The organism is Treponema peruense, from assembly GCF_016117655.1.
Taxonomy (GTDB): domain Bacteria; phylum Spirochaetota; class Spirochaetia; order Treponematales; family Treponemataceae; genus Treponema_D; species Treponema_D peruense.
In genome coordinates this window covers 527,752-549,636 of the sequence record NZ_CP064936.1, presented here as the reverse complement: position 1 = coordinate 549,636, position 21,885 = coordinate 527,752, and the positions used below count along the sequence as shown (strand labels likewise).

18 protein-coding genes are annotated in these 21,885 nt (G+C 43.0%); 10 read left to right on the top strand and 8 right to left on the bottom strand.

The genetic code is table 11. The features are described 5' to 3' along the window. Window positions 1-44: 44 nt before the first annotated feature. Window positions 45-6,434, bottom strand: a complete 6,390-nt coding sequence (locus tag IWA51_RS02710; protein WP_198443056.1) for an Ig-like domain-containing protein — start codon at window positions 6,432-6,434, stop codon at window positions 45-47. Between the two features lie 202 nt (window positions 6,435-6,636). Here IWA51_RS02710 and IWA51_RS02705 point away from each other — a divergent pair, with 202 nt between their 5' ends. Genes IWA51_RS02705 through IWA51_RS02695 form a run of 3 tightly spaced genes read left to right on the top strand, consistent with a single transcriptional unit; the run spans window position 6,637 to window position 8,999 of the window. Next, complete coding sequence (locus tag IWA51_RS02705) at window positions 6,637-7,404, top strand: NAD-dependent protein deacylase (RefSeq protein ID WP_177528326.1); 768 nt, start codon at window positions 6,637-6,639, stop codon at window positions 7,402-7,404. Further along, entirely contained in the window at window positions 7,404-8,135 is a 732-nt protein-coding gene (locus IWA51_RS02700) for a hypothetical protein (RefSeq protein WP_177528325.1), read from the top strand. The genes IWA51_RS02705 and IWA51_RS02700 overlap by 1 nt, the downstream gene beginning before the upstream one ends. A gap of 3 nt (window positions 8,136-8,138) precedes the next feature. Further along, entirely contained in the window at window positions 8,139-8,999 is an 861-nt protein-coding gene (locus tag IWA51_RS02695) for a metallophosphoesterase family protein (protein ID WP_177528324.1), read from the top strand. 41 nt (window positions 9,000-9,040) lie between these two features. On the opposite strand, the gene IWA51_RS02690 is transcribed toward IWA51_RS02695, so the two are convergent. Further along, window positions 9,041-9,418, bottom strand: a complete 378-nt coding sequence (locus IWA51_RS02690) for a hypothetical protein (protein WP_177528323.1) — start codon at window positions 9,416-9,418, stop codon at window positions 9,041-9,043. Window positions 9,419-9,531: 113 nt separating this feature from the next. On the opposite strand from IWA51_RS02690, the gene IWA51_RS02685 reads away from it, so the two are divergent. Further along, window positions 9,532-10,371, top strand: coding sequence for an ATP-binding cassette domain-containing protein (locus IWA51_RS02685; protein ID WP_177528322.1), 840 nt, complete (start codon window positions 9,532-9,534; stop codon window positions 10,369-10,371). Between the two features lie 20 nt (window positions 10,372-10,391). On the opposite strand, the gene IWA51_RS02680 is transcribed toward IWA51_RS02685, so the two are convergent. The 3 genes from IWA51_RS02680 to IWA51_RS02670 are packed head-to-tail and all read right to left on the bottom strand — an operon-like array spanning window position 10,392 to window position 13,745. Next, window positions 10,392-10,820, bottom strand: coding sequence for a hypothetical protein (locus tag IWA51_RS02680; protein WP_198443054.1), 429 nt, complete (start codon window positions 10,818-10,820; stop codon window positions 10,392-10,394). A gap of 24 nt (window positions 10,821-10,844) precedes the next feature. Next, window positions 10,845-11,924 (bottom strand): aminopeptidase, encoded by a 1,080-nt coding sequence (locus tag IWA51_RS02675; RefSeq protein ID WP_198443052.1) that lies wholly within the window; start codon window positions 11,922-11,924, stop codon window positions 10,845-10,847. Between the two features lie 12 nt (window positions 11,925-11,936). Continuing rightward, window positions 11,937-13,745, bottom strand: coding sequence for a hypothetical protein (locus IWA51_RS02670; RefSeq protein ID WP_198443050.1), 1,809 nt, complete (start codon window positions 13,743-13,745; stop codon window positions 11,937-11,939). Window positions 13,746-13,956: 211 nt separating this feature from the next. Here IWA51_RS02670 and IWA51_RS02665 point away from each other — a divergent pair, with 211 nt between their 5' ends. From IWA51_RS02665 to rsmG, 6 genes are all read left to right on the top strand, one after another. Further along, window positions 13,957-14,910, top strand: coding sequence for a hypothetical protein (locus IWA51_RS02665; protein WP_177528318.1), 954 nt, complete (start codon window positions 13,957-13,959; stop codon window positions 14,908-14,910). Window positions 14,911-14,915: 5 nt separating this feature from the next. Next, entirely contained in the window at window positions 14,916-15,503 is a 588-nt protein-coding gene (locus tag IWA51_RS02660) for a hypothetical protein (protein ID WP_198443048.1), read from the top strand. A 57-nt stretch (window positions 15,504-15,560) separates the two neighbouring features. Continuing rightward, complete coding sequence (locus tag IWA51_RS02655) at window positions 15,561-16,355, top strand: 16S rRNA (uracil(1498)-N(3))-methyltransferase (protein ID WP_198443046.1); 795 nt, start codon at window positions 15,561-15,563, stop codon at window positions 16,353-16,355. Window positions 16,356-16,428: 73 nt separating this feature from the next. Further along, the gene (locus IWA51_RS02650) at window positions 16,429-17,238 is read left to right on the top strand and encodes a hypothetical protein (protein ID WP_177527196.1); all 810 of its coding nucleotides are present in this window, start codon (window positions 16,429-16,431) and stop codon (window positions 17,236-17,238) included. Then, window positions 17,225-18,124, top strand: a complete 900-nt coding sequence (locus IWA51_RS02645) for a hypothetical protein (protein ID WP_198443044.1) — start codon at window positions 17,225-17,227, stop codon at window positions 18,122-18,124. The genes IWA51_RS02650 and IWA51_RS02645 overlap by 14 nt, the downstream gene beginning before the upstream one ends. A 1-nt stretch (window position 18,125) precedes the next feature. Further along, window positions 18,126-18,806, top strand: a complete 681-nt coding sequence (gene rsmG / locus IWA51_RS02640; protein WP_198443043.1) for a 16S rRNA (guanine(527)-N(7))-methyltransferase RsmG — start codon at window positions 18,126-18,128, stop codon at window positions 18,804-18,806. A gap of 20 nt (window positions 18,807-18,826) precedes the next feature. Here the strand turns inward: rsmG and IWA51_RS02635 are convergent, their stop codons facing one another. Genes IWA51_RS02635 through IWA51_RS02625 form a run of 3 tightly spaced genes read right to left on the bottom strand, consistent with a single transcriptional unit; the run spans window position 18,827 to window position 21,885 of the window. Then, window positions 18,827-20,176: a tetratricopeptide repeat protein gene (locus IWA51_RS02635; RefSeq protein WP_198443041.1), complete on the bottom strand. Its 1,350-nt coding sequence runs from the start codon at window positions 20,174-20,176 to the stop codon at window positions 18,827-18,829. A gap of 33 nt (window positions 20,177-20,209) precedes the next feature. Continuing rightward, window positions 20,210-21,391, bottom strand: a complete 1,182-nt coding sequence (locus IWA51_RS02630) for a pyridoxal phosphate-dependent aminotransferase (RefSeq protein WP_198443039.1) — start codon at window positions 21,389-21,391, stop codon at window positions 20,210-20,212. Then, window positions 21,391-21,885 carry an Lrp/AsnC family transcriptional regulator gene (locus tag IWA51_RS02625; RefSeq protein ID WP_177527201.1) on the bottom strand — a complete coding sequence of 165 codons (495 nt, stop codon included), beginning with the start codon at window positions 21,883-21,885 and terminating at the stop codon, window positions 21,391-21,393. Before IWA51_RS02625 ends, IWA51_RS02630 begins: the two co-directional genes overlap by 1 nt.

The window sequence follows — 21,885 nt, the reverse complement described above, 5'->3', positions numbered from 1 at the left end:
AATATTATTTAATATTAAGGGGGCTGCCCCGCAGCCCCTTAATATTAAAACACACTTGTACGTAAACCGAATGATGCGGTAAACAAGTACTTGCGGGCATCATCGCTGGCAATATCAGACGGAATAAACCAGATTTGCGGTTCGGCATAAAGCGACCAGGTTCTGAACATCTTCCAGTTCTGTATAGTCACGCGCGGGAATTCAACCTGCATAAGGGCAGCAGAAAGCATCTGCGGAACTTTTTCGCCTGTTACGATAGAGGCACCCGAATCAGTAAAGTAAGAGAAGTTTGCGCCTATAGAAACACTTGCGCTCAACCAGTCCCAGTCACGTCCAAAGAAATATCTGAACGGAATATACGCAAGCTGTGCAATAATCTTCGCTCCTATTACGTTTCCGCCAAATCGCAGGTATGACTTTTCGAGGCCAAGGAATTCACTTACCATATCTCTCTGTTCCTGCGTAAACTGTCCGAAGTTTGCCTGAACTTTAACGGCATTGTCAAAGGCCGTAAGGCCTATTCCCACGTTGTAGAAAGTTGCGCCCCACATAGAAACATCAAAGTAAAGTCCCTGAATGAATCCCGGAACCTCGTAAGAAGCCTTGTCTCCCTTGCGCAGGAAAAGATTTACGTTCTTAAGGTCAATGTTGTCAGAAGAAAGACCGTCAAACTTGAGTTCCTGATTGTATCTTCCGCCTTCGCCCGGTGAAATGAGTCTTATTGACGGCAGCGTTCTGTCTACCTGTACAACAACCCTAGTCATTGCATTTTCACCGTTATACATTTCTGCCTTGATGAGCATAAAATGAAGTCCGGCCGGAATATCAAGATTTTCAACGCGGTACTGCCATGCACCCTTGTTAACGTCAGAAACAGGCTCGTAAGTCTTTCCGTTGTTAAAGCTTATGAAAACCTGGCGTACTTTTTTTGCGGCAATGGCAGCTTTTACTTCACTCGGCGTGGCTTTGTCCTTAAGGAGTGCCGCTTCTTCGGGGCTTACCTCATAACCGGATTTTCCCTTAAGAAGAGGACGGTTCATTGCAAAGTCGCCGTAAGTGAATGTGTCGAGCGTAACCCACGGACCGTAAGAATTGTAAATAAAAGTCTGCTCATTCGAAATAATGCGTTTTCCGCTTTTTGTGACAGCAACAGCCTGGTACCTGTGTTCACCATCCTTAAGAACAAACGGCTCTGCAACTGCAGATTCTGTTCCGTCTTCAGAAGAATCTTGTTCAGAAACTTCCTGGCCGGCAGTAGCAAATGTCTGTTTCATAAGGAACTTAAAGTATCCGCTCGGGGTCACCTGTGCACTTTCAAGCCCCGGAACAAGATGTCCGTCAAGATAGAGGTCAATGCTCACAACCGGGTCTTCATGCTCGCTTACTGCAGTACCATAAATGTTGAACATGCCTGAATGCGATGAACCGTTAAGAGGATAAAGCAGATCTATCTTTGCAAGCGGCTTTGTCTTGTCAAGCTGAATGTTGCGGCTTACACGCGTAATATTGCCGGCAGCATCTGTTCCTGTAAGTTCAATATTGTAGAAACCGTTGTCCAGTTCAGAAATATCGAGCGCCTGTGAAATAATTTCATCAGGAACAAGATTTCTCTTTGAAAGACGCTCCGGAATCTTTTTGTTGTCAAGACTTCTTACCGTAATGTAAAGATCGGTAAGACCAATATTGTCTGTTGTCTGACCGCTAAAGAAAATATTTTTTGTCGTTTTGGAATCGTCAAGCGGCAGTTCCAATGAAAGACTGGGCGCAGTGTTGTCTATATTGATAAGCGAAGAATAAAGGCCGGTAATTCCGTAGCCGTCCCAAATCTTTATGAACACAACGTGGGTTCCGTCCTGAATAATGCGTGTGTCAAAAGTATAAGACCATTCCGTAGTACCCTTTGCGTCGTTGAACGTAGCGCCGTTATCTACAGAAACCTGGACGCGACTTATTCCGTTTTTGTCGCTTGCCCATCCTTTTATTTCAACAGTTTCCTTTACGGTGCTGCTTATTTCGGGAAGGGTTACACCGCCCTTCGGTTCTTCAAGCGAAATCCTGAACTTACGTGAAACACTGTCACCGCGCACACCGTTAATGTCAACTGCGTAAACAGTAACCGTATGTTCGTTGTCTGTCATTGCAGCAAGCGGAACATTTATTTTGTAACTCGAAGCAAGTTCTTCAGAAACAGTCTGGTACTCACCGTCATCTATTTTGAACAGAACTTTGCACGGACCGTCATCATCGTAAATAACACCAGTAATCGTAAAGTCAGTAGTAATTACCTGGTTTTCTTCGGGAAGGTGAATTTCTGCACGCGGCTTGTCGCTCTCTTCGTCAACAGAGAATTCCCACTTGTTTACAGAAGTTGAATTCCCCAAAGCGTCAGTAAACACAAAAGACATTCCGTTACCGACAGGCATGATTTTTGTTCCGACGCGGGCATTCGGCATAGAAGAATTGAGCGTAACGTTAATGTCATTTTCGTCGCGGTATTTTACTTCTGTACCTTCATCATCCTGTTTTGTCTTAAGCGGAACCATATCAGGCGTTTTGTAAATGTCAAATGAATTTTTGTTTGCGCCGTTGTCGTCCCTGTAAACTATATTCTGAACAAGACCGTTATCCTTTACAGAGAATGCAATTGTATTTTCACCGTTAATGACAGCACCGGCTTCAGGAATAATAACACTTACCAAAGGCGCAGTTGTGTCCTTAAAGACAGTTCCGTTAAAATAAGAAACGCGTCCAGTACCGTCAGTTGCACGCAGCGTAACCGGAACATATCCGTCTTCAAAACTGTCAAGATTTATTTCTGAATAGAAAGCACCGCTCTTTGTAACCCTGACAGAATTCCACACTGGTTCGGGAACGGCAGTCTGTTCTTCCAAAGCCTGAGTTTTTTCAGAAGACTTTGATTTTCCTTCAGCCGGAACAGCGGCAGGTTTTTCATCCCAAAGTGCATATTCAAGGCTGTTTATTCCGTTTGCATCAGAAACCGTTCCTTCTATGTCGAATTTGCTTCCCACAAAGTTAAGGTTAAAGGACTTTGCAAGAGTTATCGAAGGCAATGCTGAATCTGCAATTATATTTACAGAAGATGCGTCATATTTTGAACCGTCGCTTCCGGTAAGTCTTACGGCCACATTTTTGTAAACACCGTCGGCTGTTGCCTTAAGCTTAATGAGCTTTGACTCGCAGCTTACTTCAAGACCTGCTGTTCCGCCGCGCACAGAAGCCGTAACTTCTGAAGGAACATTTGCGTATCCTGTAAGAGAAGCTCCGTCTTTAAGAACATAAGCACTGCGTTCACTGTCAAAGTACACGCCGTCAGAAGCAGTCCAGTAAACGCGCGGCTCACTGTCCAGAACTGCATGATTTCTTAAAATAACAATTGTTCCTGTTGCAGTCTTTTTTGCGCCTGTTGCATCAGTTACCACAGCAGAAATTTTTGTAATTCCCGCAGGAAGATTTGCAAGCGGAATTTCTGCCTGGTATTCGCGTCCGTCGGTAATTGTTTTCACAGCGGCAGAACCATTCTGCAAAGAGTTTCCGCCGGCAGTTTCTGTTCCTTCTATTTTATATGCAACATTTGAAACGGCTGCATTTGACTTAATCTGAACAACGGCTTTGCGGCCTGCTTCTGCAGAAGTGTTTCTGTCAAGAACAATTGTCATTCCGTTTTTGTAAGCCGCACCGTCTACAGTAGAAATTGCTGCAGAAAGTCTGCTTTCAGAACGTACGCTCAGCGGCTCTGAAGAATAGGAAGACGCTTTTTTGTTTGCCTCAAGGTCAGTCGGTGTTACGGTAAATACCATCGGGGCCGCATCTGCACGCACTTCATCTGCACGCACATATTTGAACTCAGAGTCGACTGTTCCCTGGTAAACGCAGACGCCGTAATAATCGTGTCCGCTAAGCCAGTACACGCGCGGAACATCTTTTTTTACAGGTTTTCCGTCCGCACCCACAACAGGTTCAGCCGGTGCATACGGAATTTTTCTTACAAACACCGCGGCTGCAGTTTTGTTTCCAGCCTCGTCTTCTGCAACAAACTCCACGACAGAAATTCCGTCTGCAAAAGTATCAAAACCAAGATTGTCCAGCGTAAAATTTCCGCGGCGGCTCAATGAAATATCTGTAAATTCTGTAGGAGTTACAGGAGCCGAAGAAACAACAAGACCTCCTGCAGAAGACGGCATTTCGGCCCTGACCGCAAGAATTCTGTACTTAAGTGTAGCCGCTCCCGCAGAAGTGACTTTTCCGCTTATGGAAAGTGTGGTGTCAGTTGTTTCAAAGCTGAACGGAATTCCGCGCTCTGTATTGTAAGAGTCAGACGGGTCAAGTGTTATTGAAGGAAGCACGGGTTTTTCGTAAAAGTGCATTGCGCGTGACTCGTAAACAGCACCAGCATCTGTAGTGACCCTTACGGAAAATTCTTTTGAAGATGCGGCCGAAGAAACAAGAATTACGTTTCCTTCATTTGTTACAGAAACCGCACGCATTGCAGGAACTGTTTCTACAAGAGCGATGGTTCCGCCTGCAAAATATCCCGCAACAGGAATGTCTCCTGCCAGAACTGCACCGTCTTCTTCTACATAGGAGTCGTCAAAGTAAACGCCCGGTGCAGAAGTATTTATCTTTGTAAGATCCAGTACGTTAACAATAGAATTTTTTACCGACTCGCGGCCGTAAATGTCTGTTGCCTTAACAGTTATTTTTGAAACGCCCCACGGAAAGTTGTCACCATAAAGCGGAATACTTACGTATGCACTTTTTTCACCGCCGGCAAGTGTAAGGCTTCCGGGAATTGTTCCGGTTGTGCCCCAGTCCACGCTCCAGCTTACCGAAGAAAGCCCGCAGTCAGAAGAAACGCGTATTCCGTAGGTTCCGTCTGCTTCGGGGTTTACTGTCATTCCGTCGGTAAATGCAGTTTTTGTTCCGGAAGAAGTATATTCAGGCTGTGCAAAAGAAACAGGTGAACCTTTTGAAACAAATGCAGATGTTACCGTGTTTCCCCTTAAACCGAATTTGTCTGTTGCGTAAAGTGAAAGTGTGTGGCTGCCGGCTGCAAATTCCCCCGGAACAGAAGCATAGAATACGCCGGAACAGTCCAGTGTATGCTCTTCACCGCCGTCTACAGAAAATGTCACGCTTGCAGGACCGTCGTCGTCTGTTACAAAACCGCGCAGGTAAAGTGAACCGTCTGAACCTTCCACGACAGTTCCCGCAGAAGGATATCCTACAGTTACAACAGGTTTGTCTGCTTCCTGGTCCAAAGGTATTACCCTTTTTACGGTAACTGTGTTCCCCATTGTATCAACGGCGGTTACACTGAAGGTTTCTGACTTTGACTTTCCTATTGAATTGACTTCTTTGATCCAGTAAGGGTTTCCCGGTGTAAGGGTAAATTCGCCGGTTTCACTTCCCCACTGCCATGTAAGTTTTGAAAGCCCTATAATGTCTTTTGCGTATCCGGCGACAGTGAATATTCCGTTTGCGGCTTCTCCTTCTGCAGGCGACACTATTTTTACATCAGGTTTGGTATTATCTATAAAATAAAGGAATGCAAAGTTTCCTATGGAACCGGCGCAGTCAGTTGCCTTGAACCAGCAGGCAGAAGCCCCGTCGCCGAACTTTGTCGTATCTACCGGAACTTCAAACCTCCATTCGCCGGAGTTTCCGTTTTTGTCGGTTTCCTTGTATTTTGAATATTTAAGTTTAACGTCTTTATAGTATTTTCCGCCGTCAAGACTGTACTCAAGGCTCTTTATGCCGTTTCCGTCGGTAACACGTCCGGCAAGGGTCATTTTTCCGCTTACAAGTTCTCCCATGTATTTGTTTGTAACTTCAATAACAGGGGCACGGCGGTCAAGCTGCCACATAACTTTGGCACGGCGGCCTGTCTTGGGGACAACCTTTGTTTCATCAACATTGCCGTCCGCATCTTTGTACGCACCGGGGTTTCCGTCATCGACACCGTAAACTTCTATAGTATGCGGTCCTTCAAGAAGTTCGGTTGTAGGAAGATAATATGACCAGAATTCAGTGCCTTCTGCCTTAACCGGGTTTTCTTCATCGCCGTCCAGAACAAGGTAAACGCCGGTAACAGTATCGTCATCAATACATGTTCCGACTATGTTAAGGTTACCCGGCACACGCATTCCTTCGGCAGGATTCGTTATTCCCACTACAGGAAGGTCAGATTCGGGGTCTATGTAAATATTGTAAGGTCCTTCTACGGCCACATTACCGGCTTTGTCTTCTGCAGTAACCATAATGTTGTACTTGCCGGGCTTTTTTTCGTTTATATCAAACTTTTCCTGCCAGCTGTTTTTGGCACCGACAGAAATCTCTGATACATCTTTCTTTGCCCAGACAAAAACCGATGCAAAAGCCATAATTACTGATAAAACTGTAAACTTTTTATTCATAGACTGCTCCAAACCGTAAATATCCAAAAACCTGGTTTCTGGAAATACTTTGAAAATCCTCTTCTTTATCGGAATAAAATTCACAAAAAAGCACTCATATTTTACCACCATTTCTCAAAAATGTCCAATTTAATAAATTTATCCAATGTTTTATTTTGAAATCTCTGTATTTTATGCTACAATAGATATATCCGGAGAAAAAATGGAAACAAAAGAACAAAAACAGAAGTTTCAGCAGATTGTAGATGAAAGCCACCGCATTGTTTTTTTTGGTGGTGCGGGCGTTTCTACAGAAAGCGGAATTCCCGACTTCAGAAGCGTTGACGGTCTTTACAACCAGGAATGGGATTATGCCCCCGAAGAAATTCTGAGCAAAACATTCTTTTTTGCAAACACCCCGGAATTCTACCGGTTTTACAGAAAAAAGATGCTTGTAACCGGAATAAAACCAAACGCAGCGCATCTGAAACTTGCAGAACTTGAACGTGCAGGCAAACTTACTGCAGTTGTGACCCAGAACATAGACGGGCTTCACCAGGCAGCAGGAAGCACAAACGTGCTTGAACTTCACGGAAGCGTTTTAAGAAACACTTGCACTTCATGCGCAAAAAAGTTCGGCCTAGACTACATACTTTCGCATTCAGACGAAAATCTTGTTCCACGCTGTGATGAATGCGGTGCCGTTATAAAACCCGACGTTGTACTTTACGAAGAAGCGCTGGACACAAATACCGTAAACGCAGCCATTGACGCCATTTCAAAGGCAGACACACTCATAATCGGCGGAACATCACTTTCTGTATACCCGGCTGCAGGTCTTGTAAACTACTTCCGCGGAACAAAACTCGTTCTCATCAACCGGGATGCAGGCGCATTTGACTCAAACGCAGACCTGGCAATTCATGACAGCATTGGAAAAGTGCTTGGTGCAGTTTCTGTACAGGCAGCAGGCACAAAAAGGGACGAATAGTGAAAATACGCACCCTGTTAACAGCCGTTTTTTTTGCATCAACACTTGCCGCAGCGCCTGCCGTTGCAAAAAGCGTCAATTTTTTTACACCGACCCCGACTCTTGTCGTTCAGAGCGGCATTTCACTCAGAACAGGTTCAGATTTTGTTCCCAAAGCCGGCGGAATAGACGCCAGACTGGGCATAGATTGCAAAGAGCTTCTTTTTGAAGGCGGAATAAAACAGACAAACGAAGTTACAGACATAACCACACAGATTATTTACGCACCGACATTTTTTTCGCGCTTCAATCTTGGCCCCGGAATAATTGCGCACTTTAATTCGACCCCAAAAGTTTTTTCAGAATTTGACTTTCTTCCGGGATTATTTTTCAAGTACAGGACAAAAAAATTATTTTCTTTCGAAGCCGATGTTCTTTTTCTGCACAAAAGGTCAAATCTTCTTGTCTCCGAAGACGACCGGCTTTTACTCAACAATGAAAGCCTTGCCGCAAAAATGGAATTCGGTCTTTACCCCGCGGAGCGCATTCAGTTTATGTTTTCCCTGTCCTCGTACTCATACTACAGTTACATGCTCTTTTTTGCACCGAACTTCAAGTTTACAACGCAGTTCAATATTTCACAGAAAATGGCGGCCGGCATTGACATTGAAGCAAAATACATTGACTTTATGACACTGAGCGCAAATTTTATAGGCGCCACATTCAGAACATACTTTCAGATGAGGCTGTAGAATATGAAAAAAACACACATCTGCATTGCGGCAGCCGCAATTCTTTCTTTTGCAAATATTTCATGCCGTTACGGACTGGAAGAAGCCTTTTACAGGCAGTCGCGCGCAGACGAAAGGGCCGCTTCAATAAAAGAAGTAACGCTTCCTTCTGACCTGTTCCAATCGCTTGGTGATGAATATACAGTGCTTGTAATAACAGACGTTCACTTTGGTGCAAATTCAGGCATAAAAGGAAACAACAGACGCGATGAAGACTTTCTTTCTTCGGTCAAAAATCTTTCGCAAAGACCAAAATTCTGCATCTGTCTTGGAGACATTGCCGAACACGGTTACGAAAGTGAATTCCGGGACTACAAAGAAAAAATTCAGGATAAGCTTGACAAATTAGGAATACCCACATTCAATGTAGTAGGAAACCACGACCTTTTTAACACAGGCTGGAAGTATTATAAAGAAGTGCTCGGCGAAACAACATCCTTTTACAGATTCAGCACAAAAAACATAAGCTGGTATTTTCTTGATTCGGCAGGAGGCTCACTCGGAACAACACAGATGCAAAGCCTTTACGAAGCAGTTTCAGGTGACACAAAGCCAAAATTTTTCTTTACTCACGTGCCTCTTTATGCAAACGGTCACTTTTATTTTTCAATGCAGAATACCGACGAAAGAAACAAACTTATTGTCCTTCTTAACCGAAACAAAGCAAAAACTTTTGTGGCAGGGCATATCCACACGCAGAAAAGCAGCGATTTGGGAAGTTTTACCGAATATACAGTAAATGCCTTTCTTGCCGACAAAAAATACGGTCTTCTTACAGTAAACGAAACAGAGGGAACAGCTGTTCCTCAATTCATTTCGTATTAAGGCTGAATCAAAACTAAACCAGAACAGTGGCTGAACTGCTGCTATTTCTGAAGTGAAAGTCTCTGGCTTATAACAGATGACAACGCTGCGAGAGATTTTTTTACATCAGCATCGCTTTTTCCTGCAAGGGCCGCATCACACGAAGAACTTAAGGCCGTTATGCTTCCCAGAATGTCCTGTTCAAACTTGGCGGCCAGAATTTCGTCTACTTCAACAAATTTCTTTGCATCATCACGCAGCTTTAAAATAGTTTCACGCTCTGAATTCCACTGTTCGTTAAGGTTTACGCTCTTCATTACAAGAAGATCCATAGAAGAATTAATGCGTTCCACAAGACTTGTAGATATATTGCCTTTAACGGCTATGCGCTTGTCTGACTTTTTTCTGAACAGACGCGAAAATAAATTACCGAATGCCATTTCTTCATTATATAAAAAAAACGACTGTAACGCAACAAAGAAGTGTCCGCAGAAATTCCGCCCGGCCACCGTTGTTCTTGTACAGAAGTGCAAATTCATATATTCTTGACAGCATGAATTGTCTTGATTTTACAAATGTTTCTTTTACATATCCCGCAGTTGAAGGCGACCTAGACGCACAGGGAAAGCAGATTGTTCCGTCTCCTGTATTCGAAAGCTTTACCGGAAGCATACCGGCAGCATTTACAAGCGTTATCGGGCCGAACGGATGCGGTAAGTCCACGCTTTTAATGCTTGCCGCAGGAAGACTTGTTCCGCAGACAGGAAAAGTAACACTGTTCGGGCAGGACGTCGCCGCACTTGATGAAGAAAAGAAAAATCTTCTGGCTTCTGTAATTTACCAGAACATGGAATTTGAAAGCGAAGACGAAACCCAGAAATTACTGGAATTTGTCTATAAAAACGGTGCACTCAAAGCAAACGCTAAGGGAATAAAATCCAGCGGCGACCTTTTTTCAGAAGCAACAGATGTTTTTGAACTTGACGGAATAATGGGACGCAAACTTACCGAACTGAGCAAAGGCGAAACACAGCGCGTGCTTCTGGCATTCAGCATTCTGTACGGAAGTGCGGCAGTCTTTATGGATGAGCCCATGTTTGCCATGGAAGACAGACAGAAAAACGCTGCCCTTGAATACCTGAGGCAATACTCTGACCAGACAAAGACTGCAATGTTTATTTCAATGCACGAACTTGACTTAAGCCGCCGCTATGCAGAAAAAGTGCTTCTTATCCACCCCAACAAAAACATGGACTACGGCACTCCCGAAGAAGTAATGACAGACGCTGACCTCGAAAAGGCATACGGCTTTCCTGCTTCAATGCTCAAACACAACGAAGACATGACCCGCGAGCAGTTAAAGCAGGTTTCAGAAGCCATAAAGTCTTTGTAAAGAAAGGCTGAAAAATAACGTCACTCTGCAAGTTCAAACGACACAACCGTGAATTCTTTTTTTTCACGGTTAAGCACCCCGCTCATTGTAAGGCGGCGGTTTTTGAATACTGCAAGTTTGTCGCGCGAACTCTGCGTTTGTGACGGTGTCTTTATTGTATAGTTTTCCCATCCGGCGCATTTTAAGGTAAGAACCATGTCTTCACCTTTGCCGCACACTTTGAGTTTGCCGGTTATTTTGTCTATTTTATAATTTTCTATAGTTTTTGCGGCAGACTCAACAGAAGTTCCTATTCCGTCAATAAGATCTTTTACCGCAGCACCCGCACCTTCTGTAATAGCCGGAATCTGCTCGCGGAATTCCTGTACCGCAGATTTGCCATTCTTTTCTGCAAAAACCGCTGTTCCGAGTCCTGCTAGCGCCAGACATAATGCAATTATTTTTTTCATATTCATCACCTTTCCAAAAACAGATTAAATTTTAAGGTCGCCCTTTTCAAGTAAAACAAACGATGTTCCGTCAGGATACTCTATTTCTATTGTAGGCGAACATACAATTCCATCAAAGTGAATAAGAGCCGGTGCATCGCCGTCGTAATTTTCGCCTATTGCAAAGTGACACGTGCGGAATGCCTTTTCGTCTTCGAGCATATTGCCGGTAATGTTTGCAGCCGGGTTAAGGCCTATTCCAAGTTCGCCTATATTGCGTGCATTTCTGCGGTATTCGTCAGTTGCCGACTGTTTTTCTGCAGCCGTTATGTCTTTAAGAAGACGCTTTGCTTCTTTGTCGCCCTGTAGGTCTGTAACAAATCCATCCTTTACCGTGGCGCGGATTGGAGTTTCAAGCATTGCATCACCGTCGCTGAACGTCATGCTTCCGTCAAATACAATAACACCGCTGCTCTTTCCTACAACAGGGCTTATAAAAACTTCGCCCGAAGGAACGTTTCCGCCGGTACCGGGTTTTGTAAAGTCACCGTCATCTACAAGCGCTTTTCTGCCTTCTACACAAACGGTAAAATCTGTTCCGGCGGGGGAAGTTACTTTAACGGACTTTGCGTTTTCAAAAAGTGAGCATATTTTTTTGCAGCGTTCTGAAAGCAGTCTGTAGTCAATATTAACAGTACGCTCATACATATCCTGTGTAAGCCCCGGAGTCCAGACAGCACGAACAGATTTTTTTCCCGAAAGCAGATAGTCAAATATGTTGGAATATTTTTGTCCGACCGCGTCTGTGTACGGATTTGCCAGCGCTTCTTCATCTTTGCCCAACTTGTTTGCCGAGATAGAAAAGATTACATCGGGTTCGCTTTTTATAGCACAGATTACGGCCTTTTCTGCCATGTCAAGCGAAGACTTTTTTGGCTGGAACATAAGTGAGGGCGATGCACCCGCATCAAGAGATGCAGTATACAAATCCTGCGCAATTGCCGAAGTTTCTGGGTTTGCTATAATCAGAACCGACTCGCCTTTTTTTATTGCACACACATCTTCGACAATAGTCTGTGCCGGTGTTTTTTCTTTGTCGTTGTCCTTAAAGAACGGAATTTTCATTTTATTCCTCGTTTAATTTATTTTGTTTTTAAAACTGTCCTGAACATAAATCATTATCTGTTCACCGCTTGCTTGTCTCTGCGAAAATTCCAGAACAACGGTGTCACTTGTTGCCCTGCCCACATAATGGATTGTAAAGCCGTGTGGTCTGAGTTCATCTGCAGCAGCATCATAGCTTATAAGACAGGGACCTGTGTAATAGTCCGAGCTGCGGTCATAATACTGGTACTTGTAGTCGCTGCTGAAAATATCTATGCGTCCAAGACCGGCAGAAATCCCGTCTGCAAAAATACTGTCTATCTTTTTGTACAAAGTCGGATAGCCGTAAGTTTGGGCAAATGTGTTTCTGTAAACGCAAGCCTGAATAAATTTCTTGTACAAAACAAGTGGCGAAACACTTTCTCCTGTAGTTGCATAAATTGCGTCTGTAATAGAGTCCATTCCTGTTTTTGCATTTTTGCTCATATTTTCTATAAAAGCAGGGCCGCCGTACTCGCGGGCAATCCACGCGCCGAATGCATAGGCCGTAGAATAGGAATAAATTGATTTGCCTGTGTCTTTAAGGTATTCAGTAAGACCTGAATTATAATAAGCCCTGTTAAAAAGAGGAATTCTGTTTGCGGCAACATTTTCTTTTGCATCAAGACCAAGCTGTTGCGCCATAAGATCTTCTGCAAGCATAGAAAGCATTTCGTTGTGCCATGAAGGATTATCGCTTACACCGCCTTCAATTACCTTGTTCCCGAAATTAATCATATGCTGGAACTCGTGGAACAGCGTAGAAATTACAGTCTGGCTCACTCCACCTGTTCCGCCGAATTTGTATGAACCGGTTGCCGAACTGTTATAATTGCAGAACGGCGCGTCTATGTAAAAGAACTTTCCTTCGTTGGAATATCTTAACGGCTTTTCGTTTCCTGTTGCAGAAGGTCGTCGCACGTAATAATCCTTGCTGGAAAAATATCCTATTACACCGCTTGCATTTGAACTAGAATAATCGTCTCCTATGTCATACAAAAGAATGTTTACAAGAGTGCCGGTGGGGCTTTTAGAAGCCATGTCTATTTTTGCATAATTGTATTCATCTATCATCATGCTGCTTTCTGTTCCGAAAACTTCGCGCTCAAAACCGCAGTGTTTTACAAAAGTGTCTGCGATGGATTCTGCAATCGCTGTTGTAACTTTAGATCCGCTGGACAAAGCGGCAACTTCACCTTCCATGTAGCAGTCATCTGCAACCCAGACAAGGCAGCTGGAATTTCCTGCTCTTAAGGTAAATGCCTTTTGCTCATAGCTTATTGAAGAAGAAATGTCTGTGTCTGCCCAAAAATTGCGTCTGTAACCTTTAGTAAAATCTGTGTAATTCACGCTGTTTGTACTGACGGCGCGCGAAGAAGGAGCTGCATAAACCGGACCATAATTTTCGTTATGCTCAAAATGAACCGGCCCCTGAGCAACAGCAGCAGCTTTGTCTGCAGCGTCACTTAAAGAACGGTATGAATAACTGTTCGAACCACCATAAGATTCAATTTTGTCAGAAGAAGTATCAATTCCGTCTGTATAATCCAGAGTTCTCTGGTCTGCCCGCTGAATAACATTGTTGGAATTATTGAATTTTACAAAGATAATTTCCTTGTCCCGAACATTGTCTATAGTGACGCTGGTATTGTCACCAAGATTATAATACCAGTCCGAATTTCCCAAATCTGTCTGCGAAGATTCATTTTCGTCCGATGACATCATACTCAGCAAAAACTGAAGGCATCCTGTAAATGAAAACGAAACCATAACCAGAACAAGTGTAAACAAAAACTTTCTCATTCCCTCAATAATAAAAAACAATTTTGCCCCCGTCAAGACAAAAACCGTGAACCCCGCCGGTAGAAAAAAGATGTACATTCTCATATAATCTCTTAACAGAAGAAAGTGAAGCATACAAATTGTATAATTTTATGTTATATTTTCAAAATCAGAAACAATAACTTTAATTTTTTAAAATTTTGTTATATAGCGATATAGTAAGGAGAAATAAATGTGTACAAAAAAATTAAGTAATGTGTTTATAATCGCATCAAGTTTACTGATTATTAATTGTTCCCAAATGTCCATAACAGAACCTTTAGGCCAACAAGTGTACAAATCTGAAATTGCAAGAAATATTGGGGCAATGAAAGATGCTGGTTATTTTGATTCTATTTTGGATATATATGCCAGAACTGCTTCATCAGAAATTTCAGAAGACGAAAAAAAAATCTACCGTCTGATAAACAATACAGATGAAGTAATCGATGAAATAAAAAAATCTGAATATGCAGAAACAGAACTCCAGTTTTTAAACTTGTTTTTTAATGGTGGAACCACTGAGAAATTCTCTGAAGCCTTTTCTAAACAATCAGAAGAAATGGGAATACAATATAGCAAATCTATATCTGAAATTGAATCCTCGCTGTCAGATATTACAAATGAGAGTATTCGAATTTCTGCTTCAAATATAAATGTAAATCAATCAAATGAAAGAAGCATTTTTTCGAGCGATTTTAGTACAGCAAATATCGTATTGTATGGAACTTATTGTGCAGCAACATCTGCCGGACTCATTGCCGCTTCCAGTTGGATTCCATGGGTAAAGGCATCAGGTTATGTAGCCGCTGCTGCAGGAGCCTCTGCTATGACTTTTAGGTTATTAAGTTGGGCCAAAAACAGTGATTTTACAAACCTTATTACTTCAGTTATAGGTAAAGATGGAAAGGAAGCAACAAATATTTTAAATAAAGATAAAGAGTTCGGCAAAAAAACTCTTTTGATTTCATCACTAACAGCAGTACCTGTAGTTACATGCATTTGTACACCGTTTGGAAAATCAATAATTGGAACTGTTGTGAAGGCCTATGATGCAATAATTGGAAAAATTCTTTCTGTTCTACCGCCTGGAATAAATTATACTTTATGGGGTGTTCCTATCAAAAAATTAGCACTGCCATTCTAAAAATTATGAACAAAAAAAATATAATTCTTTTATTGTTTATGATAAACTCGCTTTCTATATTTGCAAAGACAGACGGAAACATACAATTATATTTTCCAACTTTTTTAGGAAATTCTGTAAGCTGGGTTGGAAATTCTTCACCGTTATATTATATGGGCAATGATAATGAATCAGGGTTCAGTGCGGAAGGTGAGGCAAGAATAGAGATAACAACTTTAAATAAATTTGCTTTTTCCTGGGCTGTTGGATTTGGAGGGTATGGACTGGAAACAGAGACAGGTTCAGAAGGTGGCAGTCTTTTCCTTTCTGCCGGGAGTGGAGTATTTTATAATTTTATTCCCGAACAACCTTCTTTGGCAGGTCCCTGTATTTATTTTTACCCGGCTTATAAAATTCCCTGTTACTGGGAAAAAGGAACTCCATATTATTTTTGGAAAAGTTCATTGGATATAGGTTTTAATTTTTGTATTTCAAGATTTTCAATATATTTATATGAAAAAACAATATTTGCGTGGCACGAATCTAAAATAAAAGTGATTCCTGATTTTGGTTTGGCCGTAGGAATTTATTTTAAAGATGGGTTGTACCTGTAAAAAGATGTACATTCTCCATTGTTGAATGCATTTATTTTTTCTTCTATAATATTGCACATGAACATATGTCTGTTTACGAAGGAAGAAATAGAACAGCCGCTCAGCCTTAACGACGAACGCGCTTTGCATATAATAAAAATTCTGCACAAAAAAGAAGGTGACACTTTTGCCGCAGGAATCATAGGCGGAATGGCCGGAACAGCAACAATTACATCTGTTCAGACTCAGAAAGGCACATCTTCTGACGGCCGCAAAACCTTTACAAAAGGATTTCTCACCTACACATTCACTCCCCTTACCGACGGCAAACCTCTGAACCCGCTTATTATGATTATCGGTTTTCCAAGACCCATCCAGCTCAAAAGACTTCTGCGTGACATGGCAGGATTGGGCGCTTGTGAAATTCACCTGACCGCAACAGAACTGGGCGAAAAGTCATATTTAAAGTCAGACCTTGCTACAACAGACGCCGGATACAAAATGCTTCTCGAAGGAACAGAACAGGCCGCCGGAACACACGTTCCTCTTTTAAAAATACACACATCGCTTAACGACTGCCTTTCAGAACTGCAGCTCGCGCGCCCTTCGTTAAGAAAAATTGCGCTCGACAACATAAACCCCGCCGCAAGCCTTTGTTCCGCCCTTGCCAAAGACCCGCCGGTAACAGACGGCCGGCCCCAGACTGTTGCGGCGGCTATAGGAAGTGAACGCGGCTGGACAAACCGCGAGCGCGCTCTTTTGGAACAGCACGGCTTTGCGCGCCTGGGAATGGGAAACCGCGTCTTAAGGACAGAAACCGCAGCCACAGTAGCAGCGTCTCTCATTCTTGGAGCAATGGGCGCGCTCGAATAAGACGTCAAAAAGATTGAGCGAGCGCTTTTTTTGTGATATAAATGTTATGTAAAAATCAGAATAAGGATAAAAAATGGACAACGAAAAAATAAAAGAAATGCTTCTGGACATCCAGGAGTCAAAGCTGGACTTTACCGTCACAATGACAGGAAAAGAAAGCAAACGCGTAAACGGTCTTTACAAACCCGACACACGCGAAATTCTTCTTCACAACAAGAATTTCCATACAGACACTCAGTTAATTTACACGGCAATCCACGAATACACGCATCATCTTATTAACGAAGAAAAAATAGAAGAGTCAGGCGGAAGAAACCCTCCGTGCCAGTCAAGAAGCCACACAAATTATTTCTGGGCAAAATTCCACGGACTTCTGGACATTGCAGAAGAAAAAGGCTACTACAAACTTGACCTTTCAGGCGCACCCGAACTCGATGCACTCACAAAAGAAATCCGCGAAAAATACATTCAGCCAAACGGCCACATCATGCAGGAACTGGGAAAAAACCTTATCAAAGCCCACACTCTTTGCGAGCAGGCAAACATACGCTACGAAGACTACCTGGACAGAATACTCCAGCTTCCGCGCACAACGGCAAAGTCAGTTACAAAAGTAGGACTTCTTCCCGAAGACGATGCCGAACTTGGTTACGAAAACATGAAAATTGTTGCCAGCTGCAAAAAAGCCGAAGACAGGGCAAAAGCAACAGATGCAATAAAACAGGGAAAAAGCCCCGACAGCGTAATAGCGCTTATGAAAAAAAAGGCACAGACTGCCGACCCAAAAAAGAAGCTCGAAAAAGAACGCGACAGACTTACAAAAACAATCAGCGAACTTACACAGCGTCTTGAATACGTGGAGGAAAGCCTTGCGGGCATGTAAAATAGCGGCACTGCTTCTTCTAACCGCGCATCTGGCTGCACAAAACGCATATTCACAGGACTCGTCCAAAGACGGAATTCTGTCACCGGACTTTCCTTCAATGCCGTCAGTTGCAGCCCCGTCCATAGGACGCAGTTTTTACACACCGGGCACCCCTGACTTTTACACCGGCGCAGAATCTTTAAAGCAGAACAATACCGTCCGCGAAAAATCTGCATCAGAAAAAACAGAAAGCACGCAGAAAACAGATACAAAAAAAACTTCATCTTCTGCTGCAAAAAAAATTACGGCAACAGACCTTTTGTCCCTTAAAAGTTCGGGTCTTCTTAAAATTATGGACACGGACTACCGCTCACAGAACGATGCAGAAACAAAAGTTCTTCTTGAACGTGTTCTTGACAACATAGAAACAATAAAAGAAGATTCCAAAACCGCGCAGAAAACAGAAACAAATGCAACAGTACAGCACCCGGCTGCAGCTGCAGTTCCTTCCCAAACTGCAGCTTCCACACAGAGTCCTGTTCCGCATATTCTGCGCTTTACGGTAAACGGATACAACATTCTTTCTACATGCCGCCGGATCTTTATTTCAGACGTACAGCCGAACGGAGCCTTCCTTGTTACCGGTGACAGACGCTACACCAGCGACAAAAAGATGCGCGAAGAAACCTTTCATATTCTTTTCAAAACGGCTCCGGGTGAAAACGGAATTACAAACTATTCGGCGGCAGCGGTTGTAAGCCAGGATTACGAAAACAAATACTCTTTTTTGTACCAGCTTTCTCAAAGAAAAGATTTAAAGGCCGTAAGGGTCGGCAATCTTGTAACGATGCGTACAGAAGATCCTGACTGGAAAATGGAATTTTTAATTGATATAGGACAATAAAATGATTGCACATTCACAAAAACTCATTGACGGAATAAACAGACTCGGAATAAACGCAGACGAAAGTCAAATTCAGTCCCTCGAAGCCTACATTCATGCAGTAATGGAATTCAACAAAACATACAATCTGGTAAGGGCAGACACAGAAGACGAAATCGCAGTAAACCACGTCCTGGATAGCCTTGCAGCATATTCACCACTTGCACAGATTGTAAGCAGACTTGAATCAAAGACACAAAACAGACCGGTACAGGTAGCAGACATCGGCAGTGGCGGAGGATGTCCCGGACTTCCGCTTGCAACAGTATTTCCGCAGGTTTCCTTTACCCTTGTTGAACGTATGGAAAAACGCTGCGTCTTTCTTGAAGATGCTGTAAAAAAGATGGGGCTTAAAAACGTAAAGGTTCTTTGTTCTGCAGCAGATGCAGTTGAGGCAGAGTCCTTTGACCTTGAAGTATTCAGAGCATTTCATCCCTTTGACAAAAAAATTGTAAAACTTCTTTTAAGGATGCTCAAAAAAGGCGGAACACTTGCTGCATACAAAGCCCGCAGTGAAAAAATTGAAGCCGAAATGCAGGAAATAAAAATGATGGTTCCGGAATACAAAAAAATCCCGCTCGAAGTTCCGTATCTCGAAGACCACGAGCGCAATCTTGTTGTCATAGAAGATCCACGTGCATAGAAAAAGGTGGCCGGTTCAGTCTAGATAGAAATCTGCTTAAGAACTTTTGACAGATCGTTCTTTTCTATAAGATCCAGCGGGCGGCCTTCTGTATATTTGTGGGCTTCTGCTGTAAAAGTTCCGGCAGAAATACAAAAACCGCGCGCTGCCTTAACGTCCTGCATGTGGCCGTGAAAATCGCGCACATACATTTCGCCTGTAACACTGCTTGTCCTGAAGAATCTGAACAGCACCACATCTTCCCACTTTGGCGTATAAATCTCGGCAAGAATATCTGTAAAAAGCTGGTCAACATCAATACTCTGAATCTTAACCGACGAGCCTGAATATTTTTTTGCAATAAACTTGCGGCAAAGGGTAACAAAGTCACTGCTGTTCGAAGAAAGATAAATCTGAAGATTTTTATTCTGGCTCAATTCCTGATAGCGTGTTATAAGGGCATTAACGTCCTTGTAATTTTCATTTATGTTCCTTATAGATTTTAAGAGAGCAACACCCTTTGCAATGTTAGAAACACCAAAATAGCATCTTGCAAGGTTATAGGAAATTTCAAGCTTTGTCTGAACAGGTGCACTTTCATGCTTAAGACCTATTTCGTAATCCTGAATGGCACTTTCCAAATCCCCTGTCTTTGAATGAAAAAGTCCCGCTGCAAGACAGGACCGCGCGCCGTACACAGGATCGGGACGAAGATGCATAAACACTTTGATTGCCTTTTCGCCGTGTCCTTCTTCGGTCATTGCATCTGCCATGTCAAAAAGAGCTTCCTTGTTGGAAGGATCTTCGTCCAGCGCTTTTCTGAAACACGGAAGGCTGTCCCTGAACTTGTGAGACTTGTACATGCTCTGTCCCAAAAGAAGATACACTCCTTCTGCCTCAGGGCGCGCTACAATCGCTTTCTTAAAGCAGGGAATTGCCTTTTCGTACTGTTCGCTGTCAAAACACGCTTTTCCAAGATAGTAGTTTACTTCAAAACCGTGCGGGTCAATTTTATATGCCGAAGTCAGTGCTGCAATTCCTTCAGGATTTTTTTTAAGCATTACAGCACATATTCCCAGCCGCAGCCAGGACGTAAGTGCATCAATTGAAGGATTGTCCATCGAAAATTTGGAAAGTTTGTCATAAACAGGATAAGCCTTGTCCCAGAGTTTATTGGCAAAGTAAATGTCACCAAGCGGAATAAGACCTGCAGGATCATTGGGATCTTTCGCAAGTTTTCTGTTGGCATCACGAATCACCTGCGACTGGTTTTTTGAACTGCGCTTTTCCGAAGACGAATTCTTTTTGCGGCCCATAAACAGGACAAGAACAGAGACTACGGCAATAACAACAACGCCTGAAATCAGGTACGAAAATATTCCACTATCCATAATATGAATTATCGGCAATAAACGCCGTTTTGGTTAGTGTGTGCTGCCTTTTCTGCATTCATCAACAAACTCTGCAATGCGGTCAAGGGCAGTTTTTATTTTGTCAACAGATGTAGCATAACAACATCTTATATGCCCTTCACCGCAGGCACCGAAAACACTTCCCGGAACAACGGCAACACTGTGCTTCCGGAAAAGCTCGGTTGCAAATTCTTCGCTTGACATTCCGGTTGAAGTAATGTCAGGGAACATATAAAATGCGCCGGTCGGTTCAGGAACAGGAAGCCCCATATTGCAGAAAGCGCTGTGCATAAGATTGCGGCGCTGCTGGTAACTGAGCCTCATTTTTTCTACTTCTGACCAGCCGTTTTTAAGGCCTTCAACTGCAGCATACTGGCTCATTATAGGCGCACATATTGTATTGTACTGGTGCAGTTTTACCATCTCGGCCATAAGATCATCAGGCGCGGCTATATAACCTATGCGCCATCCTGTCATGGCAAAAGACTTGGAAAATCCGTTCAGAATAATGGAATAATCCTTCATTCCCGGGAAACTTCCTATAGAAACATGCTCGGCTCCGTCATAAACCAGCTCGCAGTAAATCTCATCAGAAATACACCAGATCTGATGCTTTTTTATAACTTCTGCAATCTTTGCAAGTTCTTCACGCGGAATCATTGTTCCGGTCGGATTATTGGGCGAACACATCATTACCGCTTTTGTACGCGGAGTACATGCTTTTTCGAGCTGCTCTGCGGTCGGGTAAAAGCCGTTTACACTTGTATCAAGTTCAACAACCTTTGCTCCGGTAAGATGAGCAAGCGGCGTATAGTTTACATAACAGGGCTGGCAGACAATAATTTCGTCGCCCGGGTTAAGAATTGCCCTGAGCGTAACATCAACACCTTCACTGGCTCCTACAGTAACAAGAATTTCCTTGCGCGGATTATAGTAAAGGTCATATCGTTCAAGATAGGCAGCAATCTGTTCGCGCAGTTCAAGAAGGCCCCAGTTGCTTGTATAACTTGTGTGTCCCTGTTCAAGATGATAAAACGCTTCTTCACGCATAAGCCACGGAGTCGGAAAGTCAGGTTCTCCTACAGAAAGCGAAATTACATCGTCATGGCCTATGAGCATTTCAAAAAATTTTCTTATTCCGCTTGGAGGAGTTTCCACCATTGAGCGGCTGAATTTGTCCTGTCTGGTATTCATTACGCAGTCACTCCCTCACGACTGTCAGAGCTTTGTTCTACATAGACAATGTCATTTTCTTTGTATGTCTTTAAAATAAAATGTGTCTTTGTAGAGCGAACGCCTTCCAGCGTAGAAAGTTTTCTGGCAACAAAAAGTGCAACTTCCTGAAGGGTTTCGCCTTCGATAATAACTTTAAGGTCGTAACCGCCGCTCATAAGATAAAGGGACTTTACCTGCGGGAATCTGTAAATTCTGTCGGCAATACCGTCAAAACCATGCTCGCGCTCAGGGGCAACCTGAATTTCAATTTCGGCACGGACTTTTTCTTTTTCACCGGCATCTTTTTCGGGATTAACGATGGCAGCATACTTCATTATTACGCCGTCATTTTCCAGTTTCTGAATGATTGCCTTAACTTCATCAGGCGTTTTTTTTGTCATTGCAGAAATATCTTCTATAGAGATGCGCGCATTATCACGCAAAAGATTCAGAATTTCCTCAGAGCAGTCCAT

Bases quoted from the DNA above. Each gene is read 5' to 3' on its own strand.
- IWA51_RS02690 (WP_177528323.1), bottom strand. From the start codon at position 9,418: ATGGCATTCGGTAATTTATTTTCGCGTCTGTTCAGAAAAAAGTCAGAC.
- IWA51_RS02650 (WP_177527196.1), top strand. From the start codon at position 16,429: ATGGACAACGAAAAAATAAAAGAAATGCTTCTGGACATCCAGGAGTCA.
- IWA51_RS02685 (WP_177528322.1), top strand. From the start codon at position 9,532: ATGAATTGTCTTGATTTTACAAATGTTTCTTTTACATATCCCGCAGTT.
- rsmG (WP_198443043.1), top strand. From the start codon at position 18,126: ATGATTGCACATTCACAAAAACTCATTGACGGAATAAACAGACTCGGA.
- IWA51_RS02680 (WP_198443054.1), bottom strand. From the start codon at position 10,820: ATGAAAAAAATAATTGCATTATGTCTGGCGCTAGCAGGACTCGGAACA.
- IWA51_RS02695 (WP_177528324.1), top strand. From the start codon at position 8,139: ATGAAAAAAACACACATCTGCATTGCGGCAGCCGCAATTCTTTCTTTT.
- IWA51_RS02705 (WP_177528326.1), top strand. From the start codon at position 6,637: ATGGAAACAAAAGAACAAAAACAGAAGTTTCAGCAGATTGTAGATGAA.
- IWA51_RS02665 (WP_177528318.1), top strand. From the start codon at position 13,957: ATGTGTACAAAAAAATTAAGTAATGTGTTTATAATCGCATCAAGTTTA.
- IWA51_RS02670 (WP_198443050.1), bottom strand. From the start codon at position 13,745: ATGAGAAAGTTTTTGTTTACACTTGTTCTGGTTATGGTTTCGTTTTCA.
- IWA51_RS02655 (WP_198443046.1), top strand. From the start codon at position 15,561: ATGAACATATGTCTGTTTACGAAGGAAGAAATAGAACAGCCGCTCAGC.
- IWA51_RS02710 (WP_198443056.1), bottom strand. From the start codon at position 6,434: ATGAATAAAAAGTTTACAGTTTTATCAGTAATTATGGCTTTTGCATCG.
- IWA51_RS02660 (WP_198443048.1), top strand. From the start codon at position 14,916: ATGAACAAAAAAAATATAATTCTTTTATTGTTTATGATAAACTCGCTT.
- IWA51_RS02625 (WP_177527201.1), bottom strand. From the start codon at position 21,885: ATGGACTGCTCTGAGGAAATTCTGAATCTTTTGCGTGATAATGCGCGC.
- IWA51_RS02635 (WP_198443041.1), bottom strand. From the start codon at position 20,176: ATGGATAGTGGAATATTTTCGTACCTGATTTCAGGCGTTGTTGTTATT.
- IWA51_RS02630 (WP_198443039.1), bottom strand. From the start codon at position 21,391: ATGAATACCAGACAGGACAAATTCAGCCGCTCAATGGTGGAAACTCCT.
- IWA51_RS02675 (WP_198443052.1), bottom strand. From the start codon at position 11,924: ATGAAAATTCCGTTCTTTAAGGACAACGACAAAGAAAAAACACCGGCA.